Raw genomic sequence first — 17255 nt, forward strand, 5'->3', positions numbered from 1 at the left:
ATGAGGTGAGTAATATGGAGAACCAAAAAACTCGCATGGCATTGTCCGGCGCACAGTCCGGCATATGGTTTGCGCAGCAACTAGAGCCGGATAACCCGATTTACAATACGGGTGAATACATAGAGATTAAAGGGAAAATGGAAGTAAGTAAGTTTGAAGCAGCGCTCATGCAGGCAGTAAGGGAGGCAGAAAGTTTACATATTCAATTTGGGGAGGACCAAAGCGGACCTTATCAAGTCCTGGTGGACTCCACTGAACTACCCTTTCAGTTCTTGGATGTAAGCGATCAAGATAATCCTGAAGAGAAGGCCTTGCAATGGATGAGAGAAGACCTGCTTCACCCCATTAACTTAAAAACGGACAGCCTTTACTCTCAAGCATTGTTTAAGGTTGGACCAGAACTGTATTTCTGGTATCAGCGGATTCATCATATAGTAATGGACGCCTTTGGATTTTCACTAATATCGCAGCGGGTCGCGAAGCTGTATACGGCACTTGTCCAAGGTCGACCATGTGAAGAGGCAGCTTTTAGTCCTTTCGTTAAGCTATTGGAGGAAGATGCTAGATACAGGGCGTCCGAGAAATTCGAAGCCGATCGTCAGTTTTGGCTGGAGCGCTTTGCTGATCAACCGGAAGTCATGAGCCTTGCTGAACGGGCTCCTAGGACATCTAACGGTTTTCTTAGCCAAACGGGTTATTTATCGACTGTTGCCACACAATCTTTTAAAAAAAATGCTCATAAATACTCGGGGACGTGGCATGAAGTGGCAATGGCTGTCGCTGCTGTATATATTCATCGTCTGACGGGAACGGAAGACGTCATCCTCTCCCTGCCGATGATGGGGCGTTTGGGCTCTGCTTCAATCAATATTCCGAGTATGGTGATGAACTTACTTCCATTGCGTGTAACCGTTCGACCGGATATGGCGTTGAAGGAAGTAGTGAAGCAAGTATCAAGCGAAGTGCGTACTATCCGCCGCCATCAAAACTATAGACATGAAGAACTTCGCCGTGACCTTAAGCTTCTTGGTGATAATCAAAGATTATTCGGTCCGCAAATCAATGTCATGCCTTTTGATTATGGATTGGACTTTGCGGGTAATCAAGCCATTACACATAAGCTGGCCACAGGCCCGGTCGATGACATATCGATAAACATATATGACAAGTCTGATGGAAATGGATTAAGAATCGATTTGGATGCTAACCCGGAAGTGTACGATTTGGAAGAGCTAGGCATTCACCATACCCGATTCTTAAGGTTGTTCGAGAAGGTGGCCACTGCAGAAGAGGTCCACATGATTGGGGAACTTGAAGTGCTTTTACCTGAAGAACGTGAGAGGGTCTTGCACCAGTGGAATCAAACCGCCGAGGAGATTCCGTCTGCCAACTTGCCAAGCCTGTTTGAAAAACAAGTAGCTAAAAGCCCATACCTAACAGCCCTGGTAGATGAAAAGACGGTCCTTAGTTATGAGGAATTGAATAAGCGTGCCAATCAATTTGCCCATCTTTTATTGGAAAAAGATCTAGGTCCGGAAAAATTCGTGGCGATTGCTTTACCGCGCTCTGCGAACATGGTCGTGGTCATGTTGGGCGTATTAAAGACAGGGGCTGCATATTTACCAATCGATCCCGATTATCCCATTGACCGCATTGAATACATATTGAACGACGCGAAGCCTATTTGTCTAATAACAAACCGTGAAATTGCTTCAAAACTACCAAGTGGTGGTGAAGCGGAACTCATCTTATTGGATGAGGCAGAGCATGCTCTTTCATCAGGAAAATATTCCGATGGAAATGTGGATGAGTCAAAGAGGAATGGAGCCCTATCACCTCTTAACCCAGCTTATATGATCTATACATCCGGTTCCACAGGGAATCCGAAAGGTGTCGTCATTCAATCAGAAGGCTTGATTAATTTCCTTTCTTCCATGCAAAGCCAGTTTTCCTTAAATCAAGAAGATAGGCTTCTGGCGGTCACTACCATCGCATTTGATATATCCGGTTTAGAAATGTACCTGCCACTTCTTAATGGAGCCAGCTGCGTCGTTGCAGCCAAGGAGAAGATTCAAGAACCCAAGGCGTTGGCAGACATCATTACCGAACATGATATTACCATCATGCAGGCGACACCGACGCTTTGGCATGCCATGGTATCCAATTATCCAGATGTAATCAAGGGGCTTAAGGTACTTGTTGGTGGGGAGGCTCTTTCCATTAGTTTAGCCACTGCATTAAAGGATTTAGGGTGTGAAGTAACCAACTTATATGGTCCAACTGAAACGACGATATGGTCGACATCTAAAAAGCTGGATTCCAGTCAGACAGGCATGCCCGCCATAGGATCACCCCTTTGGAATACACAGGTGTTTGTACTCGATGCAGGTTTACAACCAGTCCCTCCCGGAATCGTTGGCGAATTGTATATTGCAGGGAAAGGGCTAGCCCGGGGGTATTTAGGTCGCCCGGATTTAACAGCAGAGCGTTTTGTTGCCAACCCGAATGGTCCTAAGGGCAGCCGGATGTACCGTACAGGTGATTTGGTTCGTTGGAGGGTGGATGGTTCACTGGATTATATTAGTCGCGCTGATCATCAAATTAAAATACGTGGCTTCCGGATCGAGCTTGGGGAAATCGAGGCAAAGCTTGTCCAACATCCTGAGGTTTTACAAGCGGCCGTGATTGTTCGCGAGGAGATTCCGGGTGATAAACGAATTGTGGCTTATATAGTTCCTTCGCTGGATTCGAAAGTGGATCCAGGGGAACTTCGCGCATTTGTGGGAAGTAATCTTCCGGATTATATGATTCCATCGGCAATCGTTGAGATGCAAGAGTTGCCGCTAACTCCAAATGGGAAGCTTAATCGTAAAGAATTGCCAGTGCCCGATTTCTACTCGCTAATTTCAGACCGAGCACCAAGAACACCGCAAGAGGAAATTTTGAGCGAGTTGTTTGCTGAAGTTCTAGGTCTATCTAGAGTAGGAATTGATGATAGCTTCTTTAATTTAGGTGGGCATTCACTCCTTGCATCAACTCTGATGGCACGAATACGCAATACATTCGGAGTGGAACTCGGCATAGGCAAGATTTTTGAGTCACCGACCGTGGCGGGTCTTGCAAAACAGCTCTCCAATGGAAAAAGTGCACGATTGCCCGTGAAAAAAACGAGTAAGCCCAAAAAGATACCCCTTTCCTTTGCACAGAGGAGATTGTGGTTCCTACACAGTCTTGAAGGCCCTAGTCCAACCTATAATATTCCGTTGGTCATAGAATTATCAGGAAACCTTGATACGAATGCTCTCGAGGCAGCAATCAATGACCTGGTTGCTCATCATGATACGTTACGGACGATTTTTCCAGTAACGGAGGGGAATGCCCATCAAAGCATCATTGACCCTTCTGAGGCCCGGGTTGAATTGTTAATAACTAGAGTAAAAGCGGCGGACCTGGATGCGGAGATTGCAGTCGCTACGCGTTATAGCTTTAATCTCGCTGTGGAGCCATCCATTTATGCTCAGCTTTTCTCAGTGGAACCGGATCAGCATGTTTTAGTTTTACTTTTACATCACATTGTAGCCGATGGATGGTCCCTTACCCCTCTTACGCGAGATTTGTCTGCGGCTTATAAAGCCAGGATTCTTGGAGAGGTACCTAACTTGACTCCTCTTCCTGTCCAATATGCGGATTATGCGCTTTGGCAGGAAGAATTGTTGGGAAAAGAGAACGATCAAGCTAGCTTAGTGAAAGAACAGCTTGATTATTGGAAGGAGACACTGGCGAATCTTCCCGATCAGTTGGAGTTGCCTATGGATTTCCCTCGGCCTATCGAACCAAGCTATAAGGGGGATACATTGAAGTTTATGATTTCTCCTGTCCTGCATCGTAGCTTAGTGGATGTGGCTCGTGAAAACGGAGTCAGCTTATTCATGGTATTGCAGGCGGGACTTGCGACCTTGCTTACTCGCCTTGGAGCGGGTACGGACATTCCGATTGGAAGTCCGATTGCAGGGCGAAGCGACGACGCTTTGAGCGAAATAGTCGGATTATTTATTAATACCTTGGTGCTCCGTACGGATACTTCTGGAGACCCAACTTTCCGTGAACTTCTTGAAAGGGTAAGGAATGTTGATTTACAGGCGTATGAACATCAAGACTTGCCTTTTGAACGCTTGGTAGAAGAACTGAATCCACCACGTTCACGATCTAGGCATCCATTATTCCAAATCATGCTTGCCCTGCAGAATACGCCTGAGCCAAAGCTAAAGCTTCCGAGCATTCATTCCAACCTAGAGCTATATAGTGTGGGGACTTCCAAATTCGATATGACGATTGAGATTCGGGAAATGCATGATGACACAGGAAAACCGGATGGAATGAGCGGGTTTCTTGAATATAGTGCAGATCTATATAAACCTGAAACCATCGAAAGGATGCTTAACCGATTCGTACGAGTATTAGAGGGGGCTGTAATGGACCCGGACCAGACAATCGGACGATTGGAAATATTGGAGCCAAAAGAACGTCAAGAAATTCTTGTTGATTGGAATCAGCATGGTGAAGAAATCCCTGATTCCTGTTTACCAGCTTTGTTTGAAGAACAAGTGAACAGGTATCCAGATAAAATCGCTGCTGTATATGAAGATGAATCCCTAACATATGAAGAGCTAAATCATAGGGCAAACCAGCTTGCCCGTCTGCTAATGGCTAAAGGGGTTGCATCGGAGCAATTTGTAGCATTGGCCACACCAAGATCATTGGATATGGTGGTTGGCATACTTGCTGTACTGAAGGCGGGGGCGGCTTATTTGCCTCTAGATCCTGAATATCCTATCGACAGATTGTCTTTCATGCTTCAGGATGCGAAGCCTAGCTACGTCCTTACAAGTTCCAGTGTGGCAACTAGCCTTCCGAATCTGCATGATATCCAACAAATTGTATTGGACGATCCGAGCACGTTAGTGGAAATGTCACGATATTCAACAGATAACCCACTAGATCGTGAACGGAAACAGCCTTTATCACCTTTAAACGCAGCTTATATTATTTATACATCAGGTTCAACAGGTGTACCGAAAGGGGTAGTCATCCCCCATCAAAATGTAGTCCGGCTCTTTGGGTCGACAGAAGACTGGTACCATTTCAATTCGGATGATGTTTGGACGATGTTTCACTCTTATGCTTTCGATTTTTCGGTATGGGAAATATGGGGCGCGCTTCTTCATGGTGGGAAGCTTATAGTTGTACCTCATTCAACCAGCCGGTCACCAGAAGAGTTTTTACAGCTCCTTGTGGATGAAGGAGTCACGGTTCTTAACCAGACCCCATCTGCCTTTTATCAATTAATGCAGGCGGATCGTAACAAGCCGGAACTTGGACAGAATCTAACGTTACGGTATGTGATTTATGGTGGGGAGGCACTTGAACTAAGCCGCTTGGAGGATTGGTATAGCCGTCATCCGGAAACTGCGCCGCGATTGATTAATATGTATGGAATTACGGAAACAACCGTTCATGTAAGTTATCTGGAACTTAACAGGGAAGTCACCGCCGTGAAGGCGAACAGTCTTATAGGCTGTGCCATCCCGGATCTTGGGGTGTATATTTTGGATGCGAGCCTACAACTGGTACCTGCAGGAGTAACTGGGGAGATGTATGTCTCTGGTTCAGGTTTGGCCCGCGGGTATCTTGGGCGTCATGGTTTGACGGCAGAGCGTTTTGTTGCTAATCCATTCGGTCCATCAGGAACTAGGATGTATCGGACTGGAGATTTAGCCAGATGGCGTGCTGATGGCTCATTGGACTATATGGGACGGGCCGATCATCAAATCAAGATTCGCGGTTTCCGTATCGAGCTGGGAGAAATTGAATCATTACTTGCCCAGTGTCCTTATCTGGAGCAAGTTGCCGTCATCGTTCGTGAAGATCACCCAGGTGATAAGAGATTGGTGGCTTATGCTGTGCCAGCGGCAAATGCGGTTTTCAATCCAGCCGAATTACGTCGGTTTGTTGCAGCCGGCCTTCCAGATTACATGATTCCATCTGCATTTGTCCAAATGGTCGATTTGCCTTTGACAGCAAATGGAAAGTTGGACCGAAAGGCATTGCCAGTACCTGATTTCGGTGCAGCCGTTTCAGGGCGTGGACCAAGGACGCCACAGGAAGAAATCCTATGTAAACTGTTCATGGAAATTCTTGATCTTTCACACGTTGGAATCGATGATGGATTCTTTGATCTGGGAGGGCATTCCCTGCTTGCCGTCCAGCTGATGAGTAAGATACGTGAAGCGCTTGGCGTTGAGTTGAGCATCGGAAACTTATTTGAAGCGCCGACAGTTGCTGGCCTAGCTGAAAGGCTTGAAATGGGCTCGAGCCAGAGTGCTTTGGATGTCTTGTTGCCGCTACGCAAAAGTGGCGAGGAACTTCCGCTGTTCTGTATACACCCAGCGGGAGGATTGAGCTGGTGCTACGCCGGGCTAATGACGGCTCTTGGTCCAGATTACCCAATATATGGACTGCAAGCTCGGGGGATTTCTGAGCGTGAGCGCTATCCGGAAACACTGATAGAGATGGCAGCAGATTATATCGAACATCTCCGCAAAATCCAGCCAAAAGGCCCTTATCGTTTATTGGGTTGGTCACTGGGTGGAAATGTCGTGCATGCCATGGCTACCCAACTGCAAAACGAGGGGGAAGAAGTCCAACTTGTGGCCATTCTGGATGCATTTCCAAGTCAATTTTTGCCGACTACTAATGCTCCTGGTGATGAGGAAGCATTGATCGCCCTGCTTGCCTTGGGTGGGTATGATCCTGATAGTTTAGGAGACAAGCCATTGGATGATGCTGGTGCCATAGAAATTCTGCGCCAAGATGGAAGTGCATTAGCTAGTTTGGAAGAAAAGACAATCCTTAACCTGAAGGAAACCTATGTGAATTCTGTTCGAATCATGGGTGAATATGAACCAGGAGTGTTCAATGGTAATGTTTTGTTCTTTAAATCAACACTCATACCAGAATGGTTCCCTAGCCTTTCAACGGATACATGGAGACCATATATAAATGGATTGATTGAACAACATGATATTGAGTGCCGTCATAAGGATATGTGTCAACCTGAGCCACTTGCGGAAATCGGACAGGTGATTGCAAACAAGCTTTCAAATATGAAAAAAAATACGCACTAATTAATGAAGGTGGAGATAAAGAATGACTAACCCTTTTGAGAACGAGAATGGTACGTATAAAGTATTGATAAATGAAGAAGGTCAGCATTCCCTTTGGCCTGCCTTTTTGGACATACCAGAAGGTTGGTCCACCATTTATGGAGAAGAAAGCAAAAAGAATTGCTTGGACTATATTAATGCCAACTGGACGGATCTTCAGCCTAAGAGCCTAAAGCTCGTATCGAGCCTTGATGGAGTAAAGTGAACGTGCGCATACACGAGAATCCTAAATTAGTCGTTTGCATGGTTTATGTGATTGCCATGTTCATGGTTTCGATGGACGGCACGATCGTCAATGTCATTCTTCCCGTCATCGGCCAGGAATTCAATGTCCTCCCCTCAGCCACAAGCGGTATTAATATAGGCTACTTAGTAAGCCTCGCGGTCTTTCTCCCTATATCGGGGTGGCTTGGGGATCGATATGGTACCAAGAAAATTTTCCTATTGGCACTTGGGGTTTTCACACTCGCTTCCCTTCTATGCGGATTTGCGACAAACCTAGAGACCTTGACCTTATTTCGGGCCTTGCAGGGTGCAGGCGGTGGACTCCTTACTCCAGTAGGAATGGCAATCTTATTTAGGACATTTTCTCAGAAAGAACGAATGAAAGTGTCAAGGACCCTTGTCTTGCCCATTGCCTTTGCACCAGCCATTGGTCCGGTTGTCGGTGGTTTCTTTGCGGAACAGCTATCTTGGAGCTGGGCTTTTTATATCAACATTCCTTTTGGAATCATCGCTTTCCTCATCGGTTTGCTGTTCTTGAAGGAACATAAAGAGCCATCGGCCGGCAGGCTTGACCTGACAGGGTTTCTGTTATCAGCTGCCGGTTTATCGATGGTCATGTATGCACTGAGTACCGGTCCTTCAAAGGGATGGAGTTCTCCAGTCATTATGTATACGGGACTGATTGGCTTCATACTTGTCTGTTTGTTTGTATGGCGAGAATTACGGGTCAAGGAACCCATGCTGGATTTAAGCCTATTATCGGACAAATTGTTCCGTTCCCTTGGCCTTATTTCTCTATTATCGCAAGCAGCATTAATGGGAATGCTCTTTATATTCCCGTTAATGTATCAGAATGCCATGAATGCCTCTGCCCTGGATAGTGGATTGGCCACTTTTCCTGAGGCATTGGGGCTTATGGTAGCATCCAGGATGATTCCTTGGACTTTCAAGAAATTGAATGGCCAGCAGGTGATCTGCCTTGGGCTACTTGGGACGGCCTTAATCTTTGCCATCATCAGTATTGTTGGTCCGACAGCGAATCCTTGGTCTTTACGACTCTTATTATTTAGTGTCGGCATCTGCTTGGGACATGCAGTGATTGCTGTACAGTCTTCCATTTTCACGAATATTACTTCAGCATCGATGGGAAGGGCAACTACATTATTCAATGTCCAGAATCGATTCGGCTCAGCTGTTGGGGTAGCCGTACTAGCGAGTGTGTTGGGAGCCTTGGGGACAAGCGAGGTGGCAAGGAACGGAATAGAACAGAGTAACTTGGCATCCTATCAATATGCTCTCCTTGGCTCATCAGTCTTTCTTGTTATAGGTCTTACTATCTCGTTACGTCTGAAGAAAGAAGACTTTAAGAGCATCTTGCCAAGTCAGCAATCGACTGAAATTCCTAAGACAGAACCAGTCAGAATGAGTAAGTGACAAAATTCCAGATGGAGATGCTTGAAATAGAGGGTTGCTGTGATTCTAATCAGCGGCCCCTATTTATTTGTTTGAAGAGTATAAAAGGGGGGCTAGATGTGATTGAACTATATAGTTGTAAATTGCCTGCGAGCAGGGAAAATGCGGATATAGACAATTTGCTTGTTCATGTTTCAAAAGAAAGGCAGAGCCGATTGAAAAGGTTCGTGAAGACTGATGATGCATATCGTTCCCTGATTGGGGATTTGTTGGTGCGTTTCGCATTAAAAGAACGATACGGCTCGATGGATAGGGAACTGAGAATTCAAACGAATGAATATGGCAAGCCGTTTTTATGTGACTATCCTTCCTTCCATTATAATATCTCCCACTCTGGTGAATATGTAGTGTGTGTGGTTCATGATGAAGCAGTGGGTGTGGATATAGAATACATAGGACCATTTGATTTACCCCTCGCCAAAGACCTTTTTACTAAAGAAGAGTATCAATATGTATTGAATGATAGAGAAGGCGGCCTTGGTGCCTTTTATGACATCTGGACCTTGAAAGAGAGTTATGTGAAAGCGGTTGGTGAAGGCATATCCATGCCATTACAGGGGTTCTCCATGAAAAAGTGTAGCAATGGATCCATCCAAATCACAGATATGGAAACAGAAAGACAGATTAGGGATTACATATGCAGACAGTACACAATAGACAATCACTACTGTTTATCTGTTTGCGCCCATCATGCCAATGCAGATCAATTTAGAAATGAACCGACATGTGTCACGTTTCAGGATGTATGCGAGAGTTTGAATATTCATTCCTGAATATGTACAGGGCGTTGGAAAACGTAGCTTAGAAGGGACGAGATAAAAACAATGGCCTTTGGCCTGAATCTGGTATAGATCCTATTACTGATGGAGGAATGAAATGTGAAACAAATTAATGTTGCCCAGGTTATAGAAGGGAGTAAGTTTAACTCTTTTCATTTAACTGTTTTACTATGGTGTATTTTTCTCATCCTTTTCGATGGATATGATCTAGTCGTTTATGGAGCCGTCATTCCAACCTTAAGTCAAGAATGGGGGACCGCACCGGGCATCTTGGGATTGATAGGGAGTTTGACGTTGGTAGGTGGTTTAATAGGCTCACTTATTTGCGGGATCGTAGCGGATAAAGTAGGGAGAAAGAAAGTAATCATAGCTTGTATTGCTATTTTTGGCTCGTTTACTTTATTGACAGGTTTAGCGAGGGGACCGGTAGATTTTGCGATTTACCGTTTTCTTGCAGGACTCGGTTTGGGCGGCATTCCGCCGTTATTGGTGGTGCTCACCTCTGAATATTCTCCCAAGCCGATTAAGAATATGATGGTGGGTATCATGTTCAGCGGATATTCGATTGGCGGTATATTAGTCTCTCTTTTCGGAATGAAGGTCATTCCGGAGTTGGGATGGGAATGGATGTTTTTCATAGGGGCCATTCCATTATTGGCCATTCCCTTTTTAATTAAATCTTTACCTGAATCCCTTTATTATTATGTGGAAAAGGGAGAATATGAAAAAGCGAAGGGAATAGTGGCTCGTTTAAATCCCTCCTATGTTCCCCATGATGCAGATCGATTTATCATGAATTTATCAACTTCCGGTGTTCCAGTGGTAAAGCTCTTCGAGAATCGCCGTGGAAGATCCACCATCATGTTTTGGATCGCATGCTTTATGGGATTGCTGATGGTATATGGATTGGGTACGTGGTTGCCTCAACTGATGATTAAAGCAGGCTATCCGTTGAATTCCAGCCTGCTGTTTCTTTGTTGCTTGAACATTGGAGCAATCGTCGGTTCGGTATGCGGGGGTTGGCTAGCAGATCGAATTGGCTCAAAACGAGTGTTGATCAGTTACTTCAGTATAGGCGCGGTCTGCTTGCTCCTCCTCGGTTTTAAACCAGGGTCATTCTTTCTATATGTTTTGGTGGCAATAGCAGGGGCTGCGACAATTGGATCGCAAAATTTAAACAATGCTTATATCTCCATGTTCTATCCGACACAGATAAAGTCGACAGCACTGGGGTGGGCATTAGGTATAGGTAGGTTTGGGGCTATAGTGGGACCAACAATCGGTGGGCTGTTAATCGAGTGGGAGTTGCCTATTTATATAAACTTCCTCAGCTTTGCGATTCCCGCTTTTATTGCGGCGATCTCCATTAGTCTTGTCCAAAATAAATATAATAGCACCATGAATCTTGAACTCTCTTCTCCCAAACGATATCAAAAGATTATTTGAATACTTTATTGATCGCGTCAAAGGAGGGATGGGATTTTGGCTGAGTATACTTGCCAAGTATGTGACAAGACATTCAAAAGCTATAATGCAGATGCTAAGTATTGCTCTCAACCGTGTAAGGGAAAGGCTTATATAAAATATCCAATAAGACATTGTGAATCATGTAATCGACCCTTTAAACCAAGAACTGCATCAAATAAATATTGTTCAATGGGATGCAGTCATAAAAGTAGGAAAAATCCGGTCATTATTCATAGCTAGACCAAGGACCATCAAAAAAAGAACCCAATTTGAACATTCAGATTGGGTTCTTTGCCTATATATTAAGACCTTATGAAAACGAAAGAACCTTTGGCTCTTGTACATCCACTATATTTTGGACCTCTGTGCCGTCAATCGTCTCTTTTTTCAACAGGACCTCTACAAGCTCTTCGTATTGTGGACGGTTTGATTCGATCAGTTTTTCCGTTTCTTGAATGGCCTGGGTGAAAAGGGCTTGCATTTTTTGTTCTTTCTCACCTTTATTGAATGTTAAGGTGAAGCCGTCTTGCAACATGCCCGTATCGACCATCTGTTCAAGTAAATGCTTTGCCTGTTGAACGTCGCCACCAACTCCGACACTATGTTCACCAAGAAACATTCTTTCTGCGACACCGCCTGCTAAAATCATTTTCACTTGATCTAGCAACTCACTTGCCGTAGCTAAATGAAGTTCTTTAGGAATCGGAGCCACATACCCAAGGGCCTCGCCACGAGGGATGATGGTCGCTTTTCGAACAGAACCCGGTTTAGTGAGGGCAGCAATCAGGGCATGTCCACTTTCATGAATGGCCACCCGCCGCTTTGTATCCATATCGCTCAACGTTCGGGAAGTAGCCCCTAGAATGGTCCGGTCAATCGCGTAATCAAGATCTTGTTTGCGAATCATTTCCTGATCATGACGTAGCGCATGACGAGAAGCTGTTTCAAACAAGGAACGTAAATCCGCCCCGGAGAACCCGGATGTACTCTCAGCTAATTCATCCAAGGAAGAAAGGACATCGGCCGCCAGTTTCTTCCCTTTTGTATGAATGGCAATGATTTCTTTTCTTCCGTTTGTATCGGGAATCGGCACCTGGAACGAGAAATCGATTCTGCCTGGACGAAGAAATGCCTCATCAAGCATGTCCTTTCTGTTTGTGGCTGCCACGAATAGAATGCCTTCGTTTGAATGGCCTCCGTCTAACTGGACAAGAAGTTCCGTCAAGGTTTTTTCAGCTTCTTCCCCACCATGGGCTTTCCGTTTACCGGCCAATGCGTCCACTTCGTCGATGAAAATGACAGCAGGTGATTGTTTCCGGGCATTTTGGAAAAGGCTACGTACACGAGCTGCCCCCACTCCAACGAACATTTCATTGAAGGCCGAACCGCTAGTCGAAAAGAAGTTGGCGCCCAATTCTTTTGCAATGGCCTGTGCCAATAATGTTTTCCCGGTTCCTGGAGGACCGTATAGTAAGATGCCTTGTGGAGGCTTGATCCCAATTTTAGCTGAACGCTCCGGTTCTTTTAGAGTGGTGAGGGTTTGCAGGATCTCTTGTTTGATTTCGGGTTGCAAACCACCTATATCGGCTAAGGTTATATCGGGAAGTGCTCTAGGTGTAGAGATATTTTGTTTCTTGCTTTTTACGCGTAAACCGCCTTTTGATTTCTTCTGTATAATAATTGCGGTTGTGACTAGTGCCGCCAGCAATCCGCCTAAAATCCATAATGCAGACTTATTTGTCGATGAAAATGAATAGCGAACGTTATAAGTTTCGACTAGTTTGTTGACCATTTGACTGTTCGGAGGGATGTTAGAGACATATTTACCTTCTGGTGTAGTGATATGAAGTGTTCCATTTCGCTTTTCTTCAATAGAGACGAGGGCACCATTTTGGGCCTGAATGGTCTTTTCAACGGACGAGAAAGGAACGACCATTTCTTTTGACTGAGTCACAACGTACCAAGATATAACACCAATTATCACAATGAACACCGTTATGAACGGCAGCAACTTCGAAACTAATTTTGAGTTCGAGTTCAATATTTCATCTCCTTTAAGAATATATATTCAGTATAAAATTTTTAAACGCGTTAACCATAGGTCATAAGTCCTAAAAATAAAGGTAAATACTTCCATGTTTTGATTTATGTGATGGGTGCCGCTTTTCCCTAAGGACTGAGTCGGATAGTGGACATCCAGTTGTTAACCTGCATGATAGACTTTTTAAAAATGAAATGCTAAAGTGAAATGGTCTTAGTGATGAAAAAATATAAAGGTAGATGAGTTGAACATTTATGAATAAATTTATGAGGGATTATATGATTACGATGAAGGATATTGTTCGGGAAGGCGATCCAATTCTGCGTCAGGTGACTGATGAAGTTAGCCTGCCAATTTCTGACGAAGACCGAGAAACATTAGAATGCATGATGCAGTATTTAAAAAACAGCCAAGATCCTAAACTTCAAAAGAAGTACCACTTACGAGAAGGGGTAGGCTTGTCAGCCAACCAAATTGGCCTGAATAAACGAATGTTCGTTATGTATTTTCCAGATGAAAAAGGAAAGGTCTACGAATATGCTTTAGTGAATCCGAAAATTGTCAGCCATTCGGCATCCATGATTTACTTACCTCAAAGTGAAGGCTGCCTTTCTGTGGATCGTGATATCAAAGGATATGTGCCACGTTATGAGCGGGTGAAAATTAAAGCATTGGACAGCAATGGAGAGAAAATCGAGATGCGATTGAAAGGATTTGCAGCGATTGTTTTTCAACATGAGCTGGACCATTTAAATGGAATGATGTTTTATGACCGAATCAATTCCGAAAATCCTTTCAAGCTTCCAGAAAATGTGGAAGTGAAGAGCTTATAATGGTAAAAAGGCAAAGCCCCCATGCTTTGCCTTTTTGATTGTTTAAGGTTGTGACAGTGTTTCCGTTGTCAAATGCTTTTGTAAATCACTGAATATGGCCTTGCTCATATGCTGGTATCCTTCTGACGTAAGGTGAATGCCATCGTCACTGATTAAATGTTCCAGATCACCGGCAGACTTTATATAAGAACGCACATCGATCAATGGAACCTTCAAATCCTCGGCCAGTTTTTTTAACTGGCGGTTATACATGCCATGCCAATGCTCAATCCCACCGACTTGAGAGACAAAATGTCCGATGGATGGTCCGAATCGATCGGCAATCGACCGATAATATCTGGCGGGATCCAGTGGGGGAAGAGTTAAAAGAAAGGGTGTGACATGCTTGTCCTGAACTTGTTTGACGAGTTGAGTGATATTTTCAAGGTACCGTTCAATCGGAACGATAGGCTCATGGTCTCCTTCAGGATTCTTTGCGACTTCCTCCCAATGGAAATTACAATCGTTACCACCGACTTCTATCAATACGATATCGGGATTTTCTGACATGACATCTTTCTGGACACGGCTAACTAGCAAGTCAGAATTGTCATTAAAGACGCCTTTATTCAAAACTTCAACGAATGGCAAGGACTCTGTCAACTTCGCTAAAGAGCTTGGGTAATTCTCTTTAATGATACGAAGCCGGCCTTTAACGTAGGAGATACCTCTTGTTAAACTATCTCCAAAACAGACAATTCTCAAAATTTTCACCTCGATCGGTTAATGTGTTACTTATCATTTTAGTGGCATAATTGTATTTCGGCAAACTAAAATTTTTCATTCTTGAAAGAATGTTGTTTTATTAAAAGGATACCCGATTTTCTTTAATGAAAACTTTAAAAAGCGCTGGAAATCCAGCGCTTAAACATTCAGTGTGACGGTTTTTCCTTTGGTGACGTTTCCACTCTTGCTTTTCCCATGAAGAAAACAACGATTGCTGCCAAACCAATAGGAATCAGGGCTAAAGTGAAGATTAATGATATCGAATCAGACATGGCATACACGATTTTATCCAGGATCATATCTGGAATTTGGGCACGCGCATCTGACTGGAATAGCTGACGTGGATCCTGCGTAAGAACGGACGTTTCCGGCCCGCCTTGCATTCCTTTAAAGGCATCCGCCATCTTACTTGTGAAGGCGTTGTTCTGTATCGCCCCATAAATGGTAACGCCTAATGTCATCCCAAACGAACGGAGGAATGAATTGGTTGAGTTGGCAGACCCACGATACCTCGGTTCCAAGTTGTGGATGGAAGCGATCGGTAGAAGGGAGAATGAGAAGCCCATACCGAATCCAGTAAGAATCATATAACACGTTAGTAGTGTCCTGCTGGTTTCCGGGGTTAACGTTCCTAATAATAGCATTCCTGCAAAATAACAAACGACGGAAATCGTCATTAAGTTGCGGAAGCTGGTCTTGGAATTGAATATTCCCCCGATAGCACTACCGACAACGGACCCCAGCATCATTGGGGTTAGGATTAACCCTGCATTGGTAGCCGAACCTCCATAAACAGCCTGCACGAAAATCGGAATATACACAGTTAAAATGATGAACGTTCCGCCGTATAGGATTGCCAAGATCTGAGACGTTGCAAATAACCGCCTTTTAAATAACCATAATGAGATAATGGGATCTTTGGCCCTTTTTTCGAAAAAGAAAAATGAAACAAAAAACACGACAAAACTTGCAAACAAAGCAAGGATAGGAGATGAAGTCCATCCATACTCGCCACCAAGCTCGAGGGCGAACATTAAACTGACGACAGCGATAACGAGAGTCGCGGCCCCGCTATAATCGATTTTCTGTTCATGCGTATTGGCCTTTTCCTTGTAATAACGAAGAATGAAGAATAACGAGATGAAGCCGATTGGAACGTTGACGTAGAAAATCCAATGCCAGCTGGCATACTCCGTAATATAAGCTCCTAATAGAGGACCTAATACACTAGATGCCCCAAATACAGCCCCGAAAAGACCGGTAAGTTTCCCACGTTTTTCAGGTGGGAAAATATCAAAGACGATGGTAAAGGCAATTGGCATCAAGGCACCTCCACCAATACCCTGAATGGCCCTGAAAATACTTAACTGGACAATGCTTTGAGCCATGCCGCATAGGGCAGACCCAATTAAAAAGACGACAAGCCCAAAAATGAAAAATCGCTTCCGACCGTACATATCGGAGAGTTTGCCGAATATCGGCATACTTGCCATCGTGGCGACCATATAGGCCGATGTCACCCAGACAAACTTATCGAACCCGCCTAAATCGGAAACAATCGTCCCCATGGCGGTTGCAACAATCGTATTATCCATTGCTGACATCAAAATTCCCAATAACAGTCCGGCAACTATAAACTTTTGATGTTTTGGTTGTTTCTCCAAAATGTTTTTTCCTCCCTTTTTATGAAACAATTCGTTTATTCATTTGCATGAATGAATGATAATCACTATTATGGAAACTAAATATTTATCTTGATTATCAAGATAAATTCAAGTGTAAAAGGGGTGGCATTTTATGTCAAGCGATAATGGGTTGAATTCAGACCTTTTAGAGAGTTTAACCCGGAGCCTGCAAAGGTACGGAATGAGGTCTGTATTGTTCCAACAGAATATGGCTCACAAAATAGGTGTGGCTCACACGGATTTAAAGACTGCTGAAATATTGAATGAAACGGGCCCTATTACAGCTGGAGAGCTGGCGAAGATTACAGGGTTGAGCACAGGCTCGGTCACGACGCTCATCGACCGTCTTGAAAAATCGGGCTATGTAAAAAGGGAAAGAGATCATATAGATGGTAGACGGGTAAAGATTGTCCCCATAGCATCAAGGCAAGAACAGATTAAATCACATTATCATTCACTATCTGCAGCCACAAAAGATCTTTGCACGTCCTATGAAGATAAAGAACTCACGATCATTCTTCGATTTATTGAAGATATTACGAAAATCATGGAAAAAGAAAATGAAATATTAATGAAAGAACGAAAAGAGTTCTTGAAATAAGTAATTATTTGTCCCCATAAGCTATTCACCAAATAAGGTTATAAAAGTATGGTCTACCTTGATAACTGAAATGTAAATTGGAACAAAATATATATTGATAATGATTCTCACTACTGCTAATATAAATCTAGAATTAATATATATTTTCAGGGGAGAGTTTAGA

General features: G+C 43.9%; 10 protein-coding genes. 7 read left to right on the top strand and 3 right to left on the bottom strand.

Annotated features, from left to right (window positions below; all coding sequences use genetic code 11):
- The first annotated feature begins 14 nt into the window (after positions 1–14).
- The 5 genes from ACIQXU_RS17955 (at position 15) to ACIQXU_RS17975 (ending at position 11146) form a co-directional block, all read left to right on the top strand.
- Positions 15–7184, top strand: coding sequence for an amino acid adenylation domain-containing protein (locus ACIQXU_RS17955; RefSeq protein WP_402991408.1), 7170 nt, complete (start codon positions 15–17; stop codon positions 7182–7184).
- A 22-nt stretch (positions 7185–7206) separates the two neighbouring features.
- Positions 7207–7428, top strand: coding sequence for an MbtH family protein (locus tag ACIQXU_RS17960; RefSeq protein ID WP_402875615.1), 222 nt, complete (start codon positions 7207–7209; stop codon positions 7426–7428).
- A gap of 2 nt (positions 7429–7430) precedes the next feature.
- Complete coding sequence (locus ACIQXU_RS17965) at positions 7431–8882, top strand: MDR family MFS transporter (protein WP_402991411.1); 1452 nt, start codon at positions 7431–7433, stop codon at positions 8880–8882.
- 98 nt (positions 8883–8980) lie between these two features.
- A complete protein-coding gene (locus tag ACIQXU_RS17970) occupies positions 8981–9694 on the top strand; it encodes a 4'-phosphopantetheinyl transferase family protein (protein WP_402991414.1) in 714 nt (237 codons plus the stop codon).
- 105 nt (positions 9695–9799) lie between these two features.
- A complete protein-coding gene (locus tag ACIQXU_RS17975) occupies positions 9800–11146 on the top strand; it encodes an MFS transporter (protein ID WP_402991417.1) in 1347 nt (448 codons plus the stop codon).
- Between the two features lie 331 nt (positions 11147–11477).
- On the opposite strand, the gene ACIQXU_RS17980 is transcribed toward ACIQXU_RS17975, so the two are convergent.
- On the bottom strand, positions 11478–13208 hold the full coding sequence (locus tag ACIQXU_RS17980; protein ID WP_402959234.1) for an AAA family ATPase: 1731 nt from the start codon (positions 13206–13208) through the stop codon (positions 11478–11480).
- 254 nt (positions 13209–13462) lie between these two features.
- On the opposite strand from ACIQXU_RS17980, the gene def reads away from it, so the two are divergent.
- The gene (gene def / locus ACIQXU_RS17985; RefSeq protein WP_402875621.1) at positions 13463–14041 is read left to right on the top strand and encodes a peptide deformylase; all 579 of its coding nucleotides are present in this window, start codon (positions 13463–13465) and stop codon (positions 14039–14041) included.
- A gap of 42 nt (positions 14042–14083) precedes the next feature.
- Here def and ACIQXU_RS17990 read toward each other — a convergent pair whose 3' ends face one another.
- Positions 14084–14785, bottom strand: coding sequence for an SGNH/GDSL hydrolase family protein (locus ACIQXU_RS17990; RefSeq protein ID WP_402991420.1), 702 nt, complete (start codon positions 14783–14785; stop codon positions 14084–14086).
- Positions 14786–14952: 167 nt separating this feature from the next.
- Positions 14953–16470: an MDR family MFS transporter gene (locus tag ACIQXU_RS17995; RefSeq protein WP_402959230.1), complete on the bottom strand. Its 1518-nt coding sequence runs from the start codon at positions 16468–16470 to the stop codon at positions 14953–14955.
- A gap of 133 nt (positions 16471–16603) precedes the next feature.
- Between ACIQXU_RS17995 and ACIQXU_RS18000 the strand changes: the two genes are divergently transcribed.
- Entirely contained in the window at positions 16604–17092 is a 489-nt protein-coding gene (locus ACIQXU_RS18000; RefSeq protein ID WP_402991422.1) for a MarR family winged helix-turn-helix transcriptional regulator, read from the top strand.
- The last annotated feature ends 163 nt before the right edge of the window (positions 17093–17255 follow it).

This window comes from Peribacillus sp. NPDC097284, from assembly GCF_044761765.1.
Lineage (GTDB): Bacteria > Bacillota > Bacilli > Bacillales > DSM-1321 > Peribacillus.